11 protein-coding genes are annotated in these 15,244 nt (G+C 40.2%); 5 read left to right on the forward strand and 6 right to left on the reverse strand.

The window, feature by feature from the left end; genetic code table 11:
- The first annotated feature begins 16 nt into the window (after positions 1-16).
- Complete coding sequence (locus ACQ7EO_RS17910) at positions 17-1,192, forward strand: thiolase family protein (RefSeq protein ID WP_434278230.1); 1,176 nt, start codon at positions 17-19, stop codon at positions 1,190-1,192.
- 100 nt (positions 1,193-1,292) lie between these two features.
- Here ACQ7EO_RS17910 and ACQ7EO_RS17915 read toward each other — a convergent pair whose 3' ends face one another.
- The gene (locus tag ACQ7EO_RS17915) at positions 1,293-4,010 is read right to left on the reverse strand and encodes a DUF2339 domain-containing protein (RefSeq protein WP_434278231.1); all 2,718 of its coding nucleotides are present in this window, start codon (positions 4,008-4,010) and stop codon (positions 1,293-1,295) included.
- A gap of 162 nt (positions 4,011-4,172) precedes the next feature.
- Here ACQ7EO_RS17915 and polA point away from each other — a divergent pair, with 162 nt between their 5' ends.
- Positions 4,173-6,935 (forward strand): DNA polymerase I, encoded by a 2,763-nt coding sequence (polA, locus tag ACQ7EO_RS17920; protein WP_434278232.1) that lies wholly within the window; start codon positions 4,173-4,175, stop codon positions 6,933-6,935.
- 140 nt (positions 6,936-7,075) lie between these two features.
- Here the strand turns inward: polA and ACQ7EO_RS17925 are convergent, their stop codons facing one another.
- The 5 genes from ACQ7EO_RS17925 to ppx form a co-directional block, all read right to left on the reverse strand.
- Positions 7,076-7,645 (reverse strand): YggT family protein, encoded by a 570-nt coding sequence (locus tag ACQ7EO_RS17925; protein WP_004723028.1) that lies wholly within the window; start codon positions 7,643-7,645, stop codon positions 7,076-7,078.
- A 26-nt stretch (positions 7,646-7,671) separates the two neighbouring features.
- Entirely contained in the window at positions 7,672-8,502 is an 831-nt protein-coding gene (gene proC, locus ACQ7EO_RS17930; protein WP_004819135.1) for a pyrroline-5-carboxylate reductase, read from the reverse strand.
- A complete protein-coding gene (gene tilS, locus ACQ7EO_RS17935; RefSeq protein WP_434278234.1) occupies positions 8,499-9,878 on the reverse strand; it encodes a tRNA lysidine(34) synthetase TilS in 1,380 nt (459 codons plus the stop codon). The genes proC and tilS overlap by 4 nt, the downstream gene beginning before the upstream one ends.
- Positions 9,815-10,639 (reverse strand): acetyl-CoA carboxylase carboxyltransferase subunit alpha, encoded by an 825-nt coding sequence (locus ACQ7EO_RS17940; RefSeq protein ID WP_004819131.1) that lies wholly within the window; start codon positions 10,637-10,639, stop codon positions 9,815-9,817. Before ACQ7EO_RS17940 ends, tilS begins: the two co-directional genes overlap by 64 nt.
- A gap of 102 nt (positions 10,640-10,741) precedes the next feature.
- Complete coding sequence (gene ppx / locus ACQ7EO_RS17945) at positions 10,742-12,262, reverse strand: exopolyphosphatase (RefSeq protein WP_096733198.1); 1,521 nt, start codon at positions 12,260-12,262, stop codon at positions 10,742-10,744.
- 292 nt (positions 12,263-12,554) lie between these two features.
- On the opposite strand from ppx, the gene trxA reads away from it, so the two are divergent.
- The 3 genes from trxA (at position 12,555) to ACQ7EO_RS17960 (ending at position 15,135) form a co-directional block, all read left to right on the forward strand.
- Positions 12,555-12,881 carry a thioredoxin gene (gene trxA, locus ACQ7EO_RS17950; protein WP_004723035.1) on the forward strand — a complete coding sequence of 109 codons (327 nt, stop codon included), beginning with the start codon at positions 12,555-12,557 and terminating at the stop codon, positions 12,879-12,881.
- Between the two features lie 344 nt (positions 12,882-13,225).
- Positions 13,226-14,494: a transcription termination factor Rho gene (rho, locus tag ACQ7EO_RS17955; RefSeq protein ID WP_004723038.1), complete on the forward strand. Its 1,269-nt coding sequence runs from the start codon at positions 13,226-13,228 to the stop codon at positions 14,492-14,494.
- A gap of 380 nt (positions 14,495-14,874) precedes the next feature.
- Positions 14,875-15,135, forward strand: coding sequence for a hypothetical protein (locus ACQ7EO_RS17960; RefSeq protein WP_034609976.1), 261 nt, complete (start codon positions 14,875-14,877; stop codon positions 15,133-15,135).
- Positions 15,136-15,244 lie beyond the last annotated feature (109 nt).

The following is a 15,244-nucleotide window of genomic DNA, read 5'->3' on the forward strand; positions in this document are numbered from 1 at the left end:
TTTGGAGATTAAAACAATGACTGACATCGTAATTGTGAATGGTGCGCGTACAGCTATGGGTGGTTTTCAAGGAAGCCTGACCAGTTTGACTGCGCCAGAACTAGGTGCTGCGACGATTAAAGAAGCCATTGCCCGTGCCGGCTTACAACCAAATGATGTACAAGAAGTCATTATGGGGTGTGTTTTACCTGCGGGTTTAAAACAAGGCCCAGCCCGCCAAGCAATGCGCAAAGCTGGCTTACCTGATTCAACCGGTGCTGTAACCATTAACAAATTGTGTGGTTCAGGTATGAAAGCAGTTATGCAGGCTGCGGATGCAATCAAAGCAGGTTCAGCAGAGGTGATTGTTGCTGGCGGTATGGAATCGATGACCAACGCACCTTATCTTTTGCCAAAAGCACGTAGCGGATATCGCATGGGCCATGGCGAAGTAAAAGACCATATGTTCTTTGATGGCCTAGAAGATGCTGAAACAGGTCGTTTAATGGGGTCTTTTGCCCAAGATATGGCAAATATTAAAGGCTATACCCGTCAACAGATGGATGATTTTGCGATTCGTTCTTTACAACGCGCACAAAAAGCCATTACTGAAGGTTGGTTTAAAGACGAAATCGTTTCTGTCACAGTTTCAAGCCGTAAAGGCGATGTTGTTATCGATCAAGATGAACAACCATTTAATGCCAATATCGACAAAATTCCTAGTTTACGCCCTGCGTTTGCCAAAGATGGAACGATCACTGCAGCCAATGCCAGTTCAATTTCAGATGGTGCATCTGCGCTGGTTTTAACCTCTGCGGATCATGCTAATGCAAAAGGTCTTCAACCTTTAGCAAAAATTGTTGCCTATGCTTCAAACTCACAACACCCCTCTGAATTTACCATTGCCCCTGTAGGTGCAATCCAAAAGGTATTGGATAAAACTGGTTGGGATGTTCAAGATGTTGACTTATGGGAAATCAATGAAGCATTTGCTATGGTTACCATGTGCCCTATCGATGAATTTAAATTGGACGCTGAAAAAGTCAATATTCATGGTGGTGCATGTGCCCTCGGTCATCCTGTTGGTTCTACAGGCTCACGTATCATCCTGACCTTGATTCATGCTTTAAAACGTACGGGTGGTAAAAAAGGTATTGCAGCCCTTTGTATTGGTGGTGGTGAGGCGACTGCTGTAGCGATTGAAATTCTTTAAGCATTTCAATCCTTGAATTAAAAAGAGGCGTCTACGAGTTGGTAGACGCCTCTTTTATTTTGCTTTCACCTGAATAACTTAAATATCGCTCAATTCATAATTAAGGATTTAAATTTTTCTGCTCTGGAATCGGGGCAATATAGGCAATAATCAGCATCACAAAACCCGCGCCCAAGAAAGAAATCACGCGTGTTAACGTTCCAATATGAGATAAATCAAACAGTACCAATTTTAAGGTGACAATCACCAAAATGCTTCCCCCTAAAATCCATAAAGGACGTAATAACTTACGGCTAGCAAAGCTCATCGCAATAAAGGCTAAACTCACCCAAAGCAAGGTTAGGCTCAGTTGCGCAGTGGCATCTTGCCAAAGACTCAGTTGGTTATAAGGTGTAGCAAAATACACATGTAAGGCTCTTAGAATGATATAGCTACTCAGCCATAACAAACTTAAAACACACAGCACAGCAAGTATCCCATGGTCAATACCCTGCTTTAAACCGTGTTTAAATTGAAGATTCAGCATCCAGAAAAACCCAATTAACATGGCGATACTGACCAAATCAAATGGGTTTAAGACTGGCAATAAATATCCTTGAAATGCTTGTTGTGAAAATAGCTGAGAACAAATCATCCAAATCAACATCAGCAACAAACTGCTGCGCGTTTGCCAAAACATCGTCCATTCTGAGTTTTTCTGAAAGAAGCACCATCCACAAAACACTAAAGGTAAAATTACCACGCTGATATAAGGCATCGTTGCAATTAAACTAAGACTGCTTAGACTTAAACTGATTAAAACACCTAAACTGAGCCATTCACTTTCAAACTGTAGCCCTTTTGCAGGTCTTAACCAGACTGCCGCTAGCAATAAACCTGAAACTGCGATACCCCATCGTTCAATATCACTGGTCCATAGCAACATGCCATTTTTACTGATATCCAGCAATAAAATGAGTGTAAATACATAGACGGGAATTACCCCAATCCATTTTGGAATCAACCATGTTGATCTGGCCTTTAGCCATAACATCAACTCATTCATCAACAGATAAGCAATAACCACAATCAATACACTGTAAATGTATCGATTTTCTCCCTCTAAGTGATCAAGCAATAATGCAAGAATCATCGTGGTTGCAGAAATCATCAGCAGGCTTAAAAACAAGGTCGTTACTGAACTGATCTGTTTGCGAAAATCATCACGGCTATTTGCCAATAACACCACGGCGATATAGCTTAAACTTAAGCACCAATACATCGTGGTTGGAAAATCAGGCAATTCAAACAAGTAATAAAGGCTTGAACAGCCTGCAACAATCAACAAGGCAATCGCCATATAACGACTGATCACCGATTGTCGATATAAAGCAAAGCCAAAAATACAGAGGCCTTCAACAGCCCAACCCACCACACTCCACTGACCATGCAGAAGAATTGGTGGAATTAAAGCAATAAAAATCAATGCTAAACTAAAATAACTTTGAGAAATCAGTTGAATAGATTGGTTACGTTTTGAGAGCTGATAAATCCCTGCAAACACCACAGCAAAACCCAAGCTAAAACCAGCAAGAATCAGTTCTTGGTGAAAATACATTAAATATAAGAATAAATAGCCAATAATCGGTGCACCAAAAATCAACGCAACATCTAAACTGGGTTTCAGTTTAAATTGCTCAAGATCCTGTTTGGCGATCAATTGACTGAATCGAAAACCAAGCCAAATGAATACTGCAAGATGTGCAAGAATAAGTATCGTGAGTGACTGTTTTTCTTGACTATAGCCATGATAGAACGCATAACCACCACCAATGATTACAGTCACTAAAAAACCGATCTGATTTAAATATTTCCAAGGTCTTAAGGTACTGAGTATAGCAATCGCAATGTTAATCACTAAATAATAAGCCATCAGTTCTGCTACCGTTGCATTTCGCACAGGCAACGTAAATGGCGCAATATAAGCAATAAGCACGGCCATCAATGCCAATTCCACGCTTTGCTGCTTTAAACTTAAACTCAGTGTTAGTGCCATAATTACAGCAAAACACAAACTTGCTAGATAAAGACTCGGAATCACCTGATTGTAGTAGGCAAAGAATAAGGTTAAAAATAATCCTGCCAGCCCCAAGCCCTCTATTGCCAAGGCAAAACTACGATTTTTATTTTGTAGCAACACACCCAACGCGGTGATTGCCGCACTGGACAAGGCAACGATTGAAAGTTTGACGGCTAAACTTAATTGCCAATGCTCTGTCGCAAAACGCAGCAATAACACAATACCAATCACCAAAACCAAGATCGCAACTTTCAAAACAGGGTTGCCTTGAAAAATCCATTGGCGAATTTGCCCCATTAAGTTCAGCGATGAATCTTGTGGCGTGCCGATGTTTTGTTGTATAGATGATGGATTGTTTAAATCTGGAGATCGCTGTTCTGACAAATTCAAGTGTTGAATTTGCAATTGAACTTGGCTCAAATAGCGCTCTAAACGGCGTAACCAGCGTAAGAAAAAGAAAATCCAAGCAGTTAGACCTAAACCCACCATCCAGCTCAAATGCAGTGTTAAACCTACAACAGCAATAATCGAAGAGACATATAATGGCACTTTCGAGGTGCTTTGCAGTGGAACCCGTGTCTGTTGCGCGATCTGTTGCAATGGATCTTGAATCGCATCCACATACTGCATCACACTCATGACAAATGCCAAACCACAGATGTAGGTCAATATCCGTGCATCCAAAAACCATGCACTGACTGCGATAATGATCAGCATCATTAACCAAATGATGCGAATTTCACTCTGCCCTTTGAGCATATTTCATCTTTCTCGATCCTGAGTAACTCGATGATACAACAGCCTTGCCTGATGATTATGTGAATTCATCAGATATTCAGTAACACAAGGATGACTGTTGCATCTTCGCAAGCGCAAAAAATCACGTACAATAAAGCGGTTATTTGAATTAGGAAAATATCAATGCCACCATTTGTATTGGTCGATGGGTCATACTTTTTATTTCGTGCTTTTCATGCACTCCCACCTTTAACCACATCAACTGGATTACAGACCAATGCGATTCGCGGGGCAATTTCTGCAATTCAAAAACTGATGCGTCGTGTGCAACCAACACATATGGCGGTTATTTTTGACACACCTGAACCCACTTTCCGCCATGTACTGTCACCGATATATAAAGGTGACCGCCCAAGCATGCCAGAAGAATTATCTCAACAAATCCCTTATTTGCATGCCTTGATTCGAGCTTTAGGTATTCCTTTACATACGCTTCCGGGTGCTGAAGCGGATGACATCATTGGAACCTTGGCAAAACGTGCTGAAAAAGCTGGTCATCAAGTTTTGATTTCTACGGGTGATAAAGACATGGCGCAGTTGGTCACGGATAAAGTGACCCTCGAAGACAGTTTTAAAGACAAACCGATGGATGTCGATGGTGTAATCGAAAAATTTGGCGTCCGTCCAGATCAAATTATTGATTATTTAACCTTGATGGGTGATGCCTCTGATGGTATTCGTGGTGTACCTGGTGTTGGTGCAAAAACGGCCGCTAAGCTGTTAAATGAATATGGTACGATTGCTGGCATTTTAGAAAATGTTGACAATATCAAAGGTAAAGTTGGACAAAGTTTAAAAGACAATGTTGAAGGGATTGCACTTGATCATCAATTGGCAAGTATTGTTATCGATCTCGATTTAAGCTTGAGCTATGATGATTTAAAGCTGTGTGAACCTGATGTTGAAGCATTACGCAACTTGTATACTGAACTTGAATTCCGTAATCAATTACAATCGCTAGATCATCCAAACAATCCAAATAGCCCAGCCTATAAACAAACAACTCAAAGTATTGGCAAAACTGAGCAACCTGTTGAAAATGAAATTACAGATCAAGCAACAAGTTCGAGTGTTGATGACCGCCTTGGTGAAGCCACTTATCACACTGTTTTAAGTCAAGAAGCATGGGATAAGCTCTTCCAGCGATTAAGCACAGAAAAACGTTTTGCAATTGACACTGAAACCACAAGTTTAGATTACCGTATCGCTGAAATGGTCGGTTTTTCAGTGGCTTTTGATGCCAGTGATGCTTATTACATCCCTTTGGCACATGATTATGAAGGTGCACCTGAGCAACTCAATCGCGATGCGATTATTCAGCAAATCAAACCGATTCTTGAAGATCCAAGTGTTGAAAAAATTGGACATCATTTAAAATATGATGCACATATTTTTGAAAATCACGGTATCCATTTACAAGGCTGGTATTTTGACACCATGCTGGCCTCTTATGTCTTGAATGCAGTGACAACACGCCATGGTATGGATGATGTTGCACGCGTTTACCTGAGCCATTTGACCACGACTTTTGAACAAGTTGCTGGTAAAGGTGCAAAACAAAAGACCTTTAATCAAATCGAGATTGAAACCGCTGGACATTATGCCGCAGAAGATGCGCATGTCACCTACCGTCTTTATGAGGTTTTAGAACGTAAGCTGAAAGAAATTCCTGAACTGATCAATATTTTACATCACATTGAAATGCCAGTAGCCAGTGTTTTGGCGACCATGGAAGAAAATGGGATTGAACTTGATCTAAGCTTCTTGGATCAGCTCAGTGTGGACTTTGCCAATACCATTCAAAATCTTGAAAATCAAATTATCGAAATCGCTGGCGAATCTTTTAATGTCGGTTCACCCAAACAAGTCGGTGAAGTTTTATTTGAAAAATTAGGTTTAAAAGGTGGCAAAAAAACTGCAACGGGACAATACAGTACCTCTGAAGCGGTTTTAGAAAAAATCGATCATCCAATTACTGAACTGATCATTGAGTATCGTGGTTTAACCAAGCTTAGAAGTACCTATACTGAAGCCTTAGTCAAACAAGCCAATCCCGAGACCCATCGCGTACATACCAGTTACCATCAAGCCTTAACAGCAACGGGACGCTTGTCTTCAACCGATCCAAATCTACAGAACATTCCGATACGTGAAGAAATTGGTCGTCAGATTCGTAAAGCCTTTATTGCACCTCAAGGGCGTGTACTTTTGGCAGCCGATTATTCACAAATTGAATTACGTTTAATGGCGCATTTCTCACAAGATGATGCTTTGGTTGACGCCTTTCAAAATGGGCAAGATGTACACCGTCGTACAGCATCTGAGGTCTTGGGTGTCGCGCTGGAAAATGTGACCTCTGATCAACGCCGCCAAGCCAAAGCCGTTAACTTTGGTTTATTGTACGGTATGTCTGAGTTTGGTTTGATTCGTCAACTGGGCTTTACTCGTGAAGAATCGCAAAACTATATTAAGCAATACTTCCACCGTTATCCGGGTATTTATGAGTATATGCAACGTACCCGCCAAGTGGCATTGGAACAAGGTTTTGTAGAAACCATTACAGGTCGTCGTTTATATACACCCGATATTGACGCTCGAAATATGATGGTGCGTAAAGGTGCGGAACGTGCTGCGATTAATGCGCCACTTCAAGGCTCTGCGGCTGAAATCATTAAAATGGCGATGATTGAGGTCAATAAAATCCTCCCCCAAGATCAGGCCAAACTTTTACTACAAGTACACGATGAATTGGTATTTGAAGTTGATGAAGCTATTGCAGATCAATTGGCTACACAGATTAAAGATGTAATGCAAAAAGTCGTCACCTTATCAGTACCTTTAGTTGTTGAAGTCGGTCAAGGTAAGAATTGGGGTGAGGCACATTAAGCCTTTAAAAAAACTCCCTAACTTTCTAGAACAGGGTTAGGGAGTGATCATCTTTTGTTAAAAATATACTCAATGTTATATTTTTTAACATGCATAAAAAAAGGACTCTATTGAGTCCTTTTGCTATTTAAACCGGTGAATTAAAGACCTGTTAGCAATGCAATCGCAGCATAATCCATAACTTTTTCAGCAATGATCAATGCCAAAATCGCTAAAATTGGAGAAAGATCAATCATTCCCATATTTGGCATGATACGGCGGAACGGTGCCAATAATGGTTCAGCAAGCTCTTGAATCACTTCAATATAAGGTGATCTCGACTGAGTAAACATTACCACCCAACTGAGAATAATGGTCGCAAAAATTAAATAGCGACAAAAACGAATCAAATCTTGAATCATGGTAACAAAAGTTAAAATGATCAAATGTACAGGACTATTGGGTATTGCACCTTGCAAGTACATCATTCCAAAAATTTTAAGCAGATATAACACCACTAGCAAAACTAATGCAGCTGTATTTACTCGCCCTTTGGCCAAAGGCGGAAAAATTCGCCCAAACATATCCACAATTTTTGTCGCTTTAACTGTCGACATCACCACTGGATTGTATGGACTCACCATGGCCAATTGCATTAAAAAACGAAAGAATACGAGCAAAATCGCTACGTTAATAATAATGCCAAAAATTTGCGCAGAATTTGCACCCATACTGGAACGTTCCTAAAAATCAATAATTATTTAATGCTGTCACTTAATTCTTGAGCCAGTTCCTGACTACGCTTCTGCGCAGCAGCTAAAGCTGTCTGAATATTTTGAGAAATTTGAGCACGATCAAATACTTCTAAAGCAGCTTGTGTAGTGCCGTTTGGAGAAGTCACATTTTTACGCAATTCTGAAGGTGCATTTGAGCTGGTAATTGCCATTTGTGCTGCACCAAGTGCTGTCTGTAGAGTTAAAGCAGTCGCAACCTTTTCATCTAAACCCATATTTTTTCCAGCACGAATCATGCTTTCCATCATATAGAAGAAATATGCAGGACCTGAACCAGAAACAGCAGTCACAGCATCAATTTGCGCTTCAGAACTCACCCAAAGCGTTAAACCTGTCGCAGCAAGTACTTGTGTTGCCAATTCGCGGTCTTTAGCACTGACCTCTGGTTTCGCAAACATACCATGTGCACCAGTTTGAACCAAAGCAGGGGTATTCGGCATAACACGAACAACACGCTCACTGCCGGTTAAGTCTGAAATCGTTTTAATTTCAGCACCAGCAACGATCGAAATCAATAATTTATCTTCGAGTAAACCTTTTAATGGTTTAAGTACCCCACCCAAAACTTGAGGTTTTACAGCAAAAACAACAATATCCGCATTTTTAATTGCTGCGATATTATCATCAGTCACATGAACATCTTTTTCTTGTAGCAATTGTCGAATGTTTTCAAAGGGATCAGAAACTGTAATACGTGTTGCAGGTAATCCACGACTCAACAAGCCACCGATTAGGGCTTGTGCCATATTCCCACCACCAATGAAAGTAATATTACAATTTAACGCTGCACTCATGAATCACGCTCGACCTTAGTTTTTAACTCAGAGATTAAATTTGGTTGCCATCCACCCACTTCACAATATTCAGATTGCGCCAACCAAAAACCATTTGGTGTAAACACCCCAAGCATAACATTATCTACACTTAATATTTGAATTGTATGACGCATCCACGGAAAAATATGTGCTTCTTGAATGGCTTTTTTCAAAGGCCAAGCACCGACTCTGCCATAAAGATGAATTTTTTCACCACCCAAACGCGGCTTTAATGTTAGCTTATGATTGAATAATGCAAAAGCCAGGCCCATTTTAGAGCTTTCGATCTGAAACACACCAGATGTGAATTGTAGTTGTTGATGAAGCTGAAATTGAACTTCCTGTTCTTGAGGCAATTGTTTAGATCTTGATGCTAAATATTGGTTTTGTTCAATTCGATACAACTGATTTTGATAACGTAAATAATAAAAATGATTCCAATGTAAAGCAGCTTGCGCATCTGTTTTAGACTCAATTACTTCATCTTGTAGCCTTTGCACCATGTCCAAGGCTGGGCGATATGTCCCCTCACCTTTCATCCATACCGATAAAAGTTGCCGCTGTCTAGCAGGGGAAAGAGAGGCAAATTTGGCTAAATCCAATTGTGCAGGATGACCACAAAAGCTTAAATCCTGCTGTACCACCTCATTGAGAATTTCATCAGCATCTTGCATTAAATAGCTGGTACGTGCCAATGCTTGCTGCATTTTAGGATAACGACTTTGCAAAATATGCCAAAGTTCATGTCTACACCATGCACGGTCATAATGTGTATCTAAATTGGAAGGATCGTCCACATAATCGATTTGCAGTTGTTCAACCCATTGGCAAATCTGCTCACGGGAAGTATCCAGTAAAGGTCGCCAAATCAGCAATTGATCGCGCTGATCGATGGATTGCATCGCAGATAGACCTGTAACCCCAGCACCTGACAACAAACGCAACATTAACGTTTCAGCCTGATCTTGCTGATGATGTGCAAGAACCAATACCTCATTTTCATTGATATGCTGTAAATAGGCTTGATAACGCGCTTGACGTGCTTGATTCTCAAGATTGCCTTGAGCGACTTGAACAGACTGAAGAATATAAGGAATATTCAGCGCCGTGCATTGTTGAGCAACAAAATCAGCCCACACATCACTGACTTTTTGTAGGTGATGATTGACATAAATTGCACGAATTTGCTTGGGGAAAAGTTGTGCCATCAGATGTAGCAACAGCATGGAATCCATACCACCACTACATCCGATTAAGAAACGGGTATTTTCAGGAAATTGAGAATACTGTTTTAAGAAGCAAGACCTAAATTGTCGCTGCCAAACTTCATTAAACGTTGATAACGTGCTTCGCATCGTTCTTCCGCAGTCATTGGCTGTAATTCATCAAGCGCTTGTTTTAACACATCCTTGAGTTTTTCCATAACCTCAAAAGGATGTAAATGAGCACCCTCACCTTCATCAACCACATATTCAACAATACCAATTTCTTTGAGCTTGTCAGCAGTTAATGCAAGTGCTTCACTGGCTTGTTCTGCTTTATCTGCAGTTTTCCAGAGAATAGAAGCACAACCTTCAGGTGAAATCACAGAGTAAATACTGTGTGAAAGCATAATAACACGATCTGCAACACCGATGCCCAAAGCACCACCAGAACCACCTTCACCTAAAACAGTTGCAATGACTGGCACTTTAAGGCTTGAAAGTTGCGCCAAGCTGGTTGCAATTGCTTCTGCTTGACCACGCTCTTCAGCACCAATACCCGGGTATGCTCCCATGGTGTCAACAAAGGTAAACACAGGAAGATTAAAGCGTTCCGCCATATCGAGTAAGCGTTGCGACTTTCTGTATCCTTCAGGATTACACATCCCAAAGTTATGCTGTAATTTTTCACGCGTGCTACGACCACGGTGTTGACCCACAACCATTACGGGCTGACCGTTAAAACGGGCCAATCCACCCACCATTGCACCATCATCACCATATAAACGATCACCATGCAAGGTATCAAATTCAGTAAAGATTTCGCCTACGTAATCCAAAAATTGCGGACGCTCAGGGTGACGTGCAATTTGAACCGTTTTCCAAGCTTGAGATTGAGCAGCTTTATTTTTCATAAGTCGAGTATTATCCCTAATTCACCGATGGATTACGCATCGGAAGTTTAGGTTTAAGTGATATGAAATGATTGATCATTCCATCATCACCAAACCTTTAAGTTAATCGATAAACTGTTCCGACTGAATATTCAATTCAATGTCCCAATGCTTAAATTGCACTTGCTCATCATGCAAATCTGCAACCAGCAATGGCCATTGTTTGGCATCACCAGAAACGCTGAGTTGCCATTGTTGCTCATTCTCTACCGTCAATTCAATGGCAGGAAGCATCTCATCGCTACGACTATGATTCAGTAAAACTGCAAGACGAAGCAACAAACACAAGTACACAAGCTTGTTGCCGCCCACTTTTAACACGTCTAGTTTGGCATCTACGCGTAATTTACGACGGTGATGAGCGACCAAATGTGACAAATGGTTTTGATCAATTTGCGAAAAACCGGGGATGTCTGAATGTTGTAATAAATAAGCACTGTGCTTTTGATAACCACTATGGCTAATGGCTAAACCGATCTCATGTAAATAAGCAGCTCGACGCAACAGATCACTATCATCACTGTTTAAGTTAAGTGTACTGGCAACAGCATTAAACAAATGTTGTGCAGTTTCAACCACACGCTCAGCTTGTTTTGCATCTGCGCCATAGCGTCCCATCATCGCCTGTACACTGCGATCGCGAATATCTTCATGTTGGAAACGGCCGAGTAAGTCATACATTACACCTTCACGTAATGCCCCATCTGAATACACCAATTTATCAATATTCAAGACTTCAAACACAGCATAAAGGATCGCTAAACCCGCAGGTAATACTGCTCGGCGATCTTCTTTTAAACCATCAAATTCCATATCTGAAATATTTTTAAATTTCAGTAATTTGTCTTTTAATTTTTCTAAACCTTCACGAGTCAGATTCTCTTGCTCATCACTCCAGCCCATATTGACCGCAATTTGGCGACATGCTTTGATGGTTCCACTAGAACCGACCACAGTATCCCAGCCCGCAGCTTTATAGGTATTTGCAATCGAAGATAATTCTTTACGCGCCGCAACCACAGCTTTATCAAAAGCTTTGTTGTTAATATCACCATCGGCAAAATAGGCTTTAGTAAAGGCCACACAGCCCATCTGTAAAGATTCGGTATGAATCGGCTCGAACTCTTCACCAATAATCAGTTCAGTAGATCCACCACCAATATCGATCACCAGACGGCGACCACTATTGGCCATGGTATGGGAAACACCCAAGTAAATGAGTCGGGCTTCTTCTCGTCCCGCAATAATTTCAATGGGCTTTGGCAAGATCTCCGCTGCTTTTTGAATAAATTCATGTCCATTTTTCGCTTGACGCAGTGCATTTGTCGCGACAATTCTGAGTCGAGTCGGCTGTACTGAACTTAAACGCCCAACAAAACGCGCTAAGCAAGCCAAGCCCCGTTGCTGTGCAGCTTCAGTTAAGTTTTTATTTTCATCTAATCCAGCTGCAAGCTGAACCTTTTCTGACATAGAAGCAACTTTCTTAACTTCACCATGATCCACACGAGCAATTGCCAAATGGAAACTATTTGACCCCATATCAATCGCAGCAAGTAATTCTTCATCAATCAAAAAATCAGACATTATTTATACAAACTCATACTGAATTGCTGCTTAGATTAATTCACATACACGCTTTTTAAAAGCCATTTATTTAGACAATTTGATGAGTCATTACTTTTTCAGCATATATGACAATTATGTGACAGTTTCACTGGTTTTTCTGAAGATCCGATTGTAAATATCGTGAGCATCAATTGGACAAACTCACAAATTAGAATGAAAATTTAAACATCCCCCTACATTGTTAAAGATGACTATGTAATACTTATATCCATAGATAGATTCATCTTTAAAATATTTTGGAGCAAAATCCATGTCTGGCAATATCGTAAATACCACTGATGACAACTTTGATGCAGATGTACTTCAATCTGATATCCCTGTAATCGTAGATTTCTGGGCAGGCTGGTGTGCACCGTGTAAAGCGATTGCACCAGTACTTGAAGTACTTTCAACTGAATTTGAAGGTAAAGTTAAAATCGTTAAAGTGGATGTAACTGCGTGTGAAGCAACTGCGGTCAACTACAACATTCGTAACATTCCAGCATTATTGATGTTTAAAAATGGTGAAGTTGTTGCTCAACAAATTGGTGCAGTGCCAAAATCTAAATTAACTGCATTCATTGAAGAAAATATTTAATTTGCTGAATTTATACATTATTTGTATAAATCTAGGAAAATGAGAAATACGCTTGATTTTCTAGCGTATTTTTTTTCGACTATAATTTGACAAACTTGTTGATCTAACTTATATTCCATGCTCAAGGAACATTAGGATTCTCTTCCTGTTTCTTAAAGGACAACACATAAGATCGCCGTTCGGCAACAGAAATTGTTTTACATATTTCTCCTCGAAAGAACTACATAGATTCTGAGTTTGTTTTTGTGTCTATACAATTTCAACTCACCTATTACACTGCTGGCGACTTTTGCTTCTTTTCTCTTTATCTGTGTTCCACACATCCTTATTCAATCTGACCATTTATGAATTTAACTGAACTCAAGAAAAAACCGATCGGCGAACTCATTAAAATTGCTGAGTTTATGGGCCTTGAAGGAATGGCTCGTAACCGTAAGCAAGACATCATTTTTGCCATCCTCAAACGCCATGCAATGAATGGCGAAGAAATTTTTGGTGATGGTGTTCTTGAAATTTTGTCTGATGGTTTCGGCTTTTTACGCTCCGCTGCAGGTTCTTATCTTGCAGGTCCGGATGATATCTATGTTAGTCCTTCACAAATTCGTCGTTTTAATCTACGAACTGGTGATACGATTACAGGTACGATTCGCCCACCTAAAGAAGGTGAACGTTACTTTGCATTATTAAAAGTTAATCAAATTAACTATGACACCCCTGAAAACTCACGCAATAAAATTTTATTTGAAAACCTCACACCACTTTTCCCAACTGAGCAATTGGTTATGGAGCTGGGTAATGGTTCTTCTGAAGATTTGACAGCGCGTGTCGTGGACTTGGTTGCACCCATCGGTAAAGGTCAACGTTCAATTATCGTAGCACCGCCAAAAGCGGGTAAAACGATGTTATTACAGAACATTGCCCAATCTATTGTGCGTAACAATCCTGAATGTTTCTTGATTGTTCTTCTGATCGACGAGCGTCCTGAAGAAGTGACAGAAATGGAACGTACTGTGCGTGGTGAAGTTGTTGCATCAACCTTTGATGAATCTCCTGCTCGCCATGTCCAAGTTGCTGAAATGGTGATTGAAAAAGCCAAACGTCTGGTAGAACACAAAAAAGATGTTGTGATCTTACTTGATTCAATCACGCGTTTAGCCCGTGCTTATAACACTGTTGTTCCTTCATCAGGCAAGGTACTTACCGGTGGTGTTGATGCACATGCCTTAGAACGCCCTAAACGTTTCTTTGGTGCTGCACGTAATATTGAAGAAGGCGGTTCTCTCACTATTATTTCTACTGCATTGATTGAAACAGGCAGTAAAATGGATGAAGTGATCTACGAAGAATTCAAAGGTACAGGTAACCAAGAAATCATCCTTGATCGTCGTATTGCTGAAAAACGCGTCTTCCCAGCAATGAATATCAAAAAGTCAGGCACGCGTCGTGAAGAGCGTCTCATGAGCGAAGAAAACCTACGTAAAGTATGGATTCTTCGTAAACTTCTTCATCCTATGGATGAATTAGTGGCGATGGAATTCTTGTTGGATCGCATGAAAGAAACCAAAACCAATGATGATTTCTTTGATCAAATGAAGCGCAAAGCTGCCAACTAATTCCATAAATACTTAAAAAGGCTACTCTAAGAGTAGCCTTTTTATTTGGTTGACATTATTTACATAAATATACAATCACCGAGTTTCAACGTTACACGATATTGCAAATATTTGAATATAAAAATTATTCATCAAGATTTTTTATATTTATTAATAACTTATTTATCAATAAACCAATCTAAAAACGCAACTTGATTGTAAAATACTGTTAAAAAAACATCATTTTTTCATCAATTTGGTCAGTTTTTTTAAGATAAACAGTAGCAATTCAAAATGCGCAGTGATAGCATATTCGCATACCAGTTAGACTGCTCATGCAAAAAGCAAAAAACAGGCTAACTTGGGTTTTTTGTCTCTATTAAATTTATGAGAGTGATGCCATGTTATTCAAAAAAATCGCTATTGCTGCTGCAGTTGCTACTACTTTAGCTTTCGTTGGTTGTGCTAAAAAAACTGAAGAAGCTGCTGCTGATGCAAACGCTGCTGCTTCTCAAGCTGTAGAAGCTGCTTCTGAAGCTACTGCTGCTGTTGACGCTGCTGCTGCATCTGCTACTGATGCTGCTGCTGACGCTACTGCTGCTGCATCTGATGCTACTGCTGCTGCTGCAGACGCTTCTGCTGCTGCTTCAGCTGCTCAATAATAATCGCTTAGATTATTATCAAGAAAAGAGAACCTTTTAGGTTCTCTTTTTTTTGCTTTGTTTTTACCTTAAAAGTTCAAATAATCATAAACAAGCTGTATCACCCTTC

This window comes from Acinetobacter sp. CE-15, assembly GCF_051059255.1.
GTDB classification, from domain to species: domain Bacteria; phylum Pseudomonadota; class Gammaproteobacteria; order Pseudomonadales; family Moraxellaceae; genus Acinetobacter; species Acinetobacter guillouiae.

Coding starts and splice junctions, on each gene's coding strand:
- ACQ7EO_RS17910 (WP_434278230.1), top strand. CDS start 17: ATGACTGACATCGTAATTGTGAATGGTGCGCGTACAGCTATGGGTGGT.
- ACQ7EO_RS17915 (WP_434278231.1), bottom strand. CDS start 4,010: ATGCTCAAAGGGCAGAGTGAAATTCGCATCATTTGGTTAATGATGCTG.
- polA (WP_434278232.1), top strand. CDS start 4,173: ATGCCACCATTTGTATTGGTCGATGGGTCATACTTTTTATTTCGTGCT.
- ACQ7EO_RS17925 (WP_004723028.1), bottom strand. CDS start 7,645: ATGGGTGCAAATTCTGCGCAAATTTTTGGCATTATTATTAACGTAGCG.
- proC (WP_004819135.1), bottom strand. CDS start 8,502: ATGAGTGCAGCGTTAAATTGTAATATTACTTTCATTGGTGGTGGGAAT.
- tilS (WP_434278234.1), bottom strand. CDS start 9,878: ATGCGAAGCACGTTATCAACGTTTAATGAAGTTTGGCAGCGACAATTT.
- ACQ7EO_RS17940 (WP_004819131.1), bottom strand. CDS start 10,639: ATGAAAAATAAAGCTGCTCAATCTCAAGCTTGGAAAACGGTTCAAATT.
- ppx (WP_096733198.1), bottom strand. CDS start 12,262: ATGTCTGATTTTTTGATTGATGAAGAATTACTTGCTGCGATTGATATG.
- trxA (WP_004723035.1), top strand. CDS start 12,555: ATGTCTGGCAATATCGTAAATACCACTGATGACAACTTTGATGCAGAT.
- rho (WP_004723038.1), top strand. CDS start 13,226: ATGAATTTAACTGAACTCAAGAAAAAACCGATCGGCGAACTCATTAAA.
- ACQ7EO_RS17960 (WP_034609976.1), top strand. CDS start 14,875: ATGTTATTCAAAAAAATCGCTATTGCTGCTGCAGTTGCTACTACTTTA.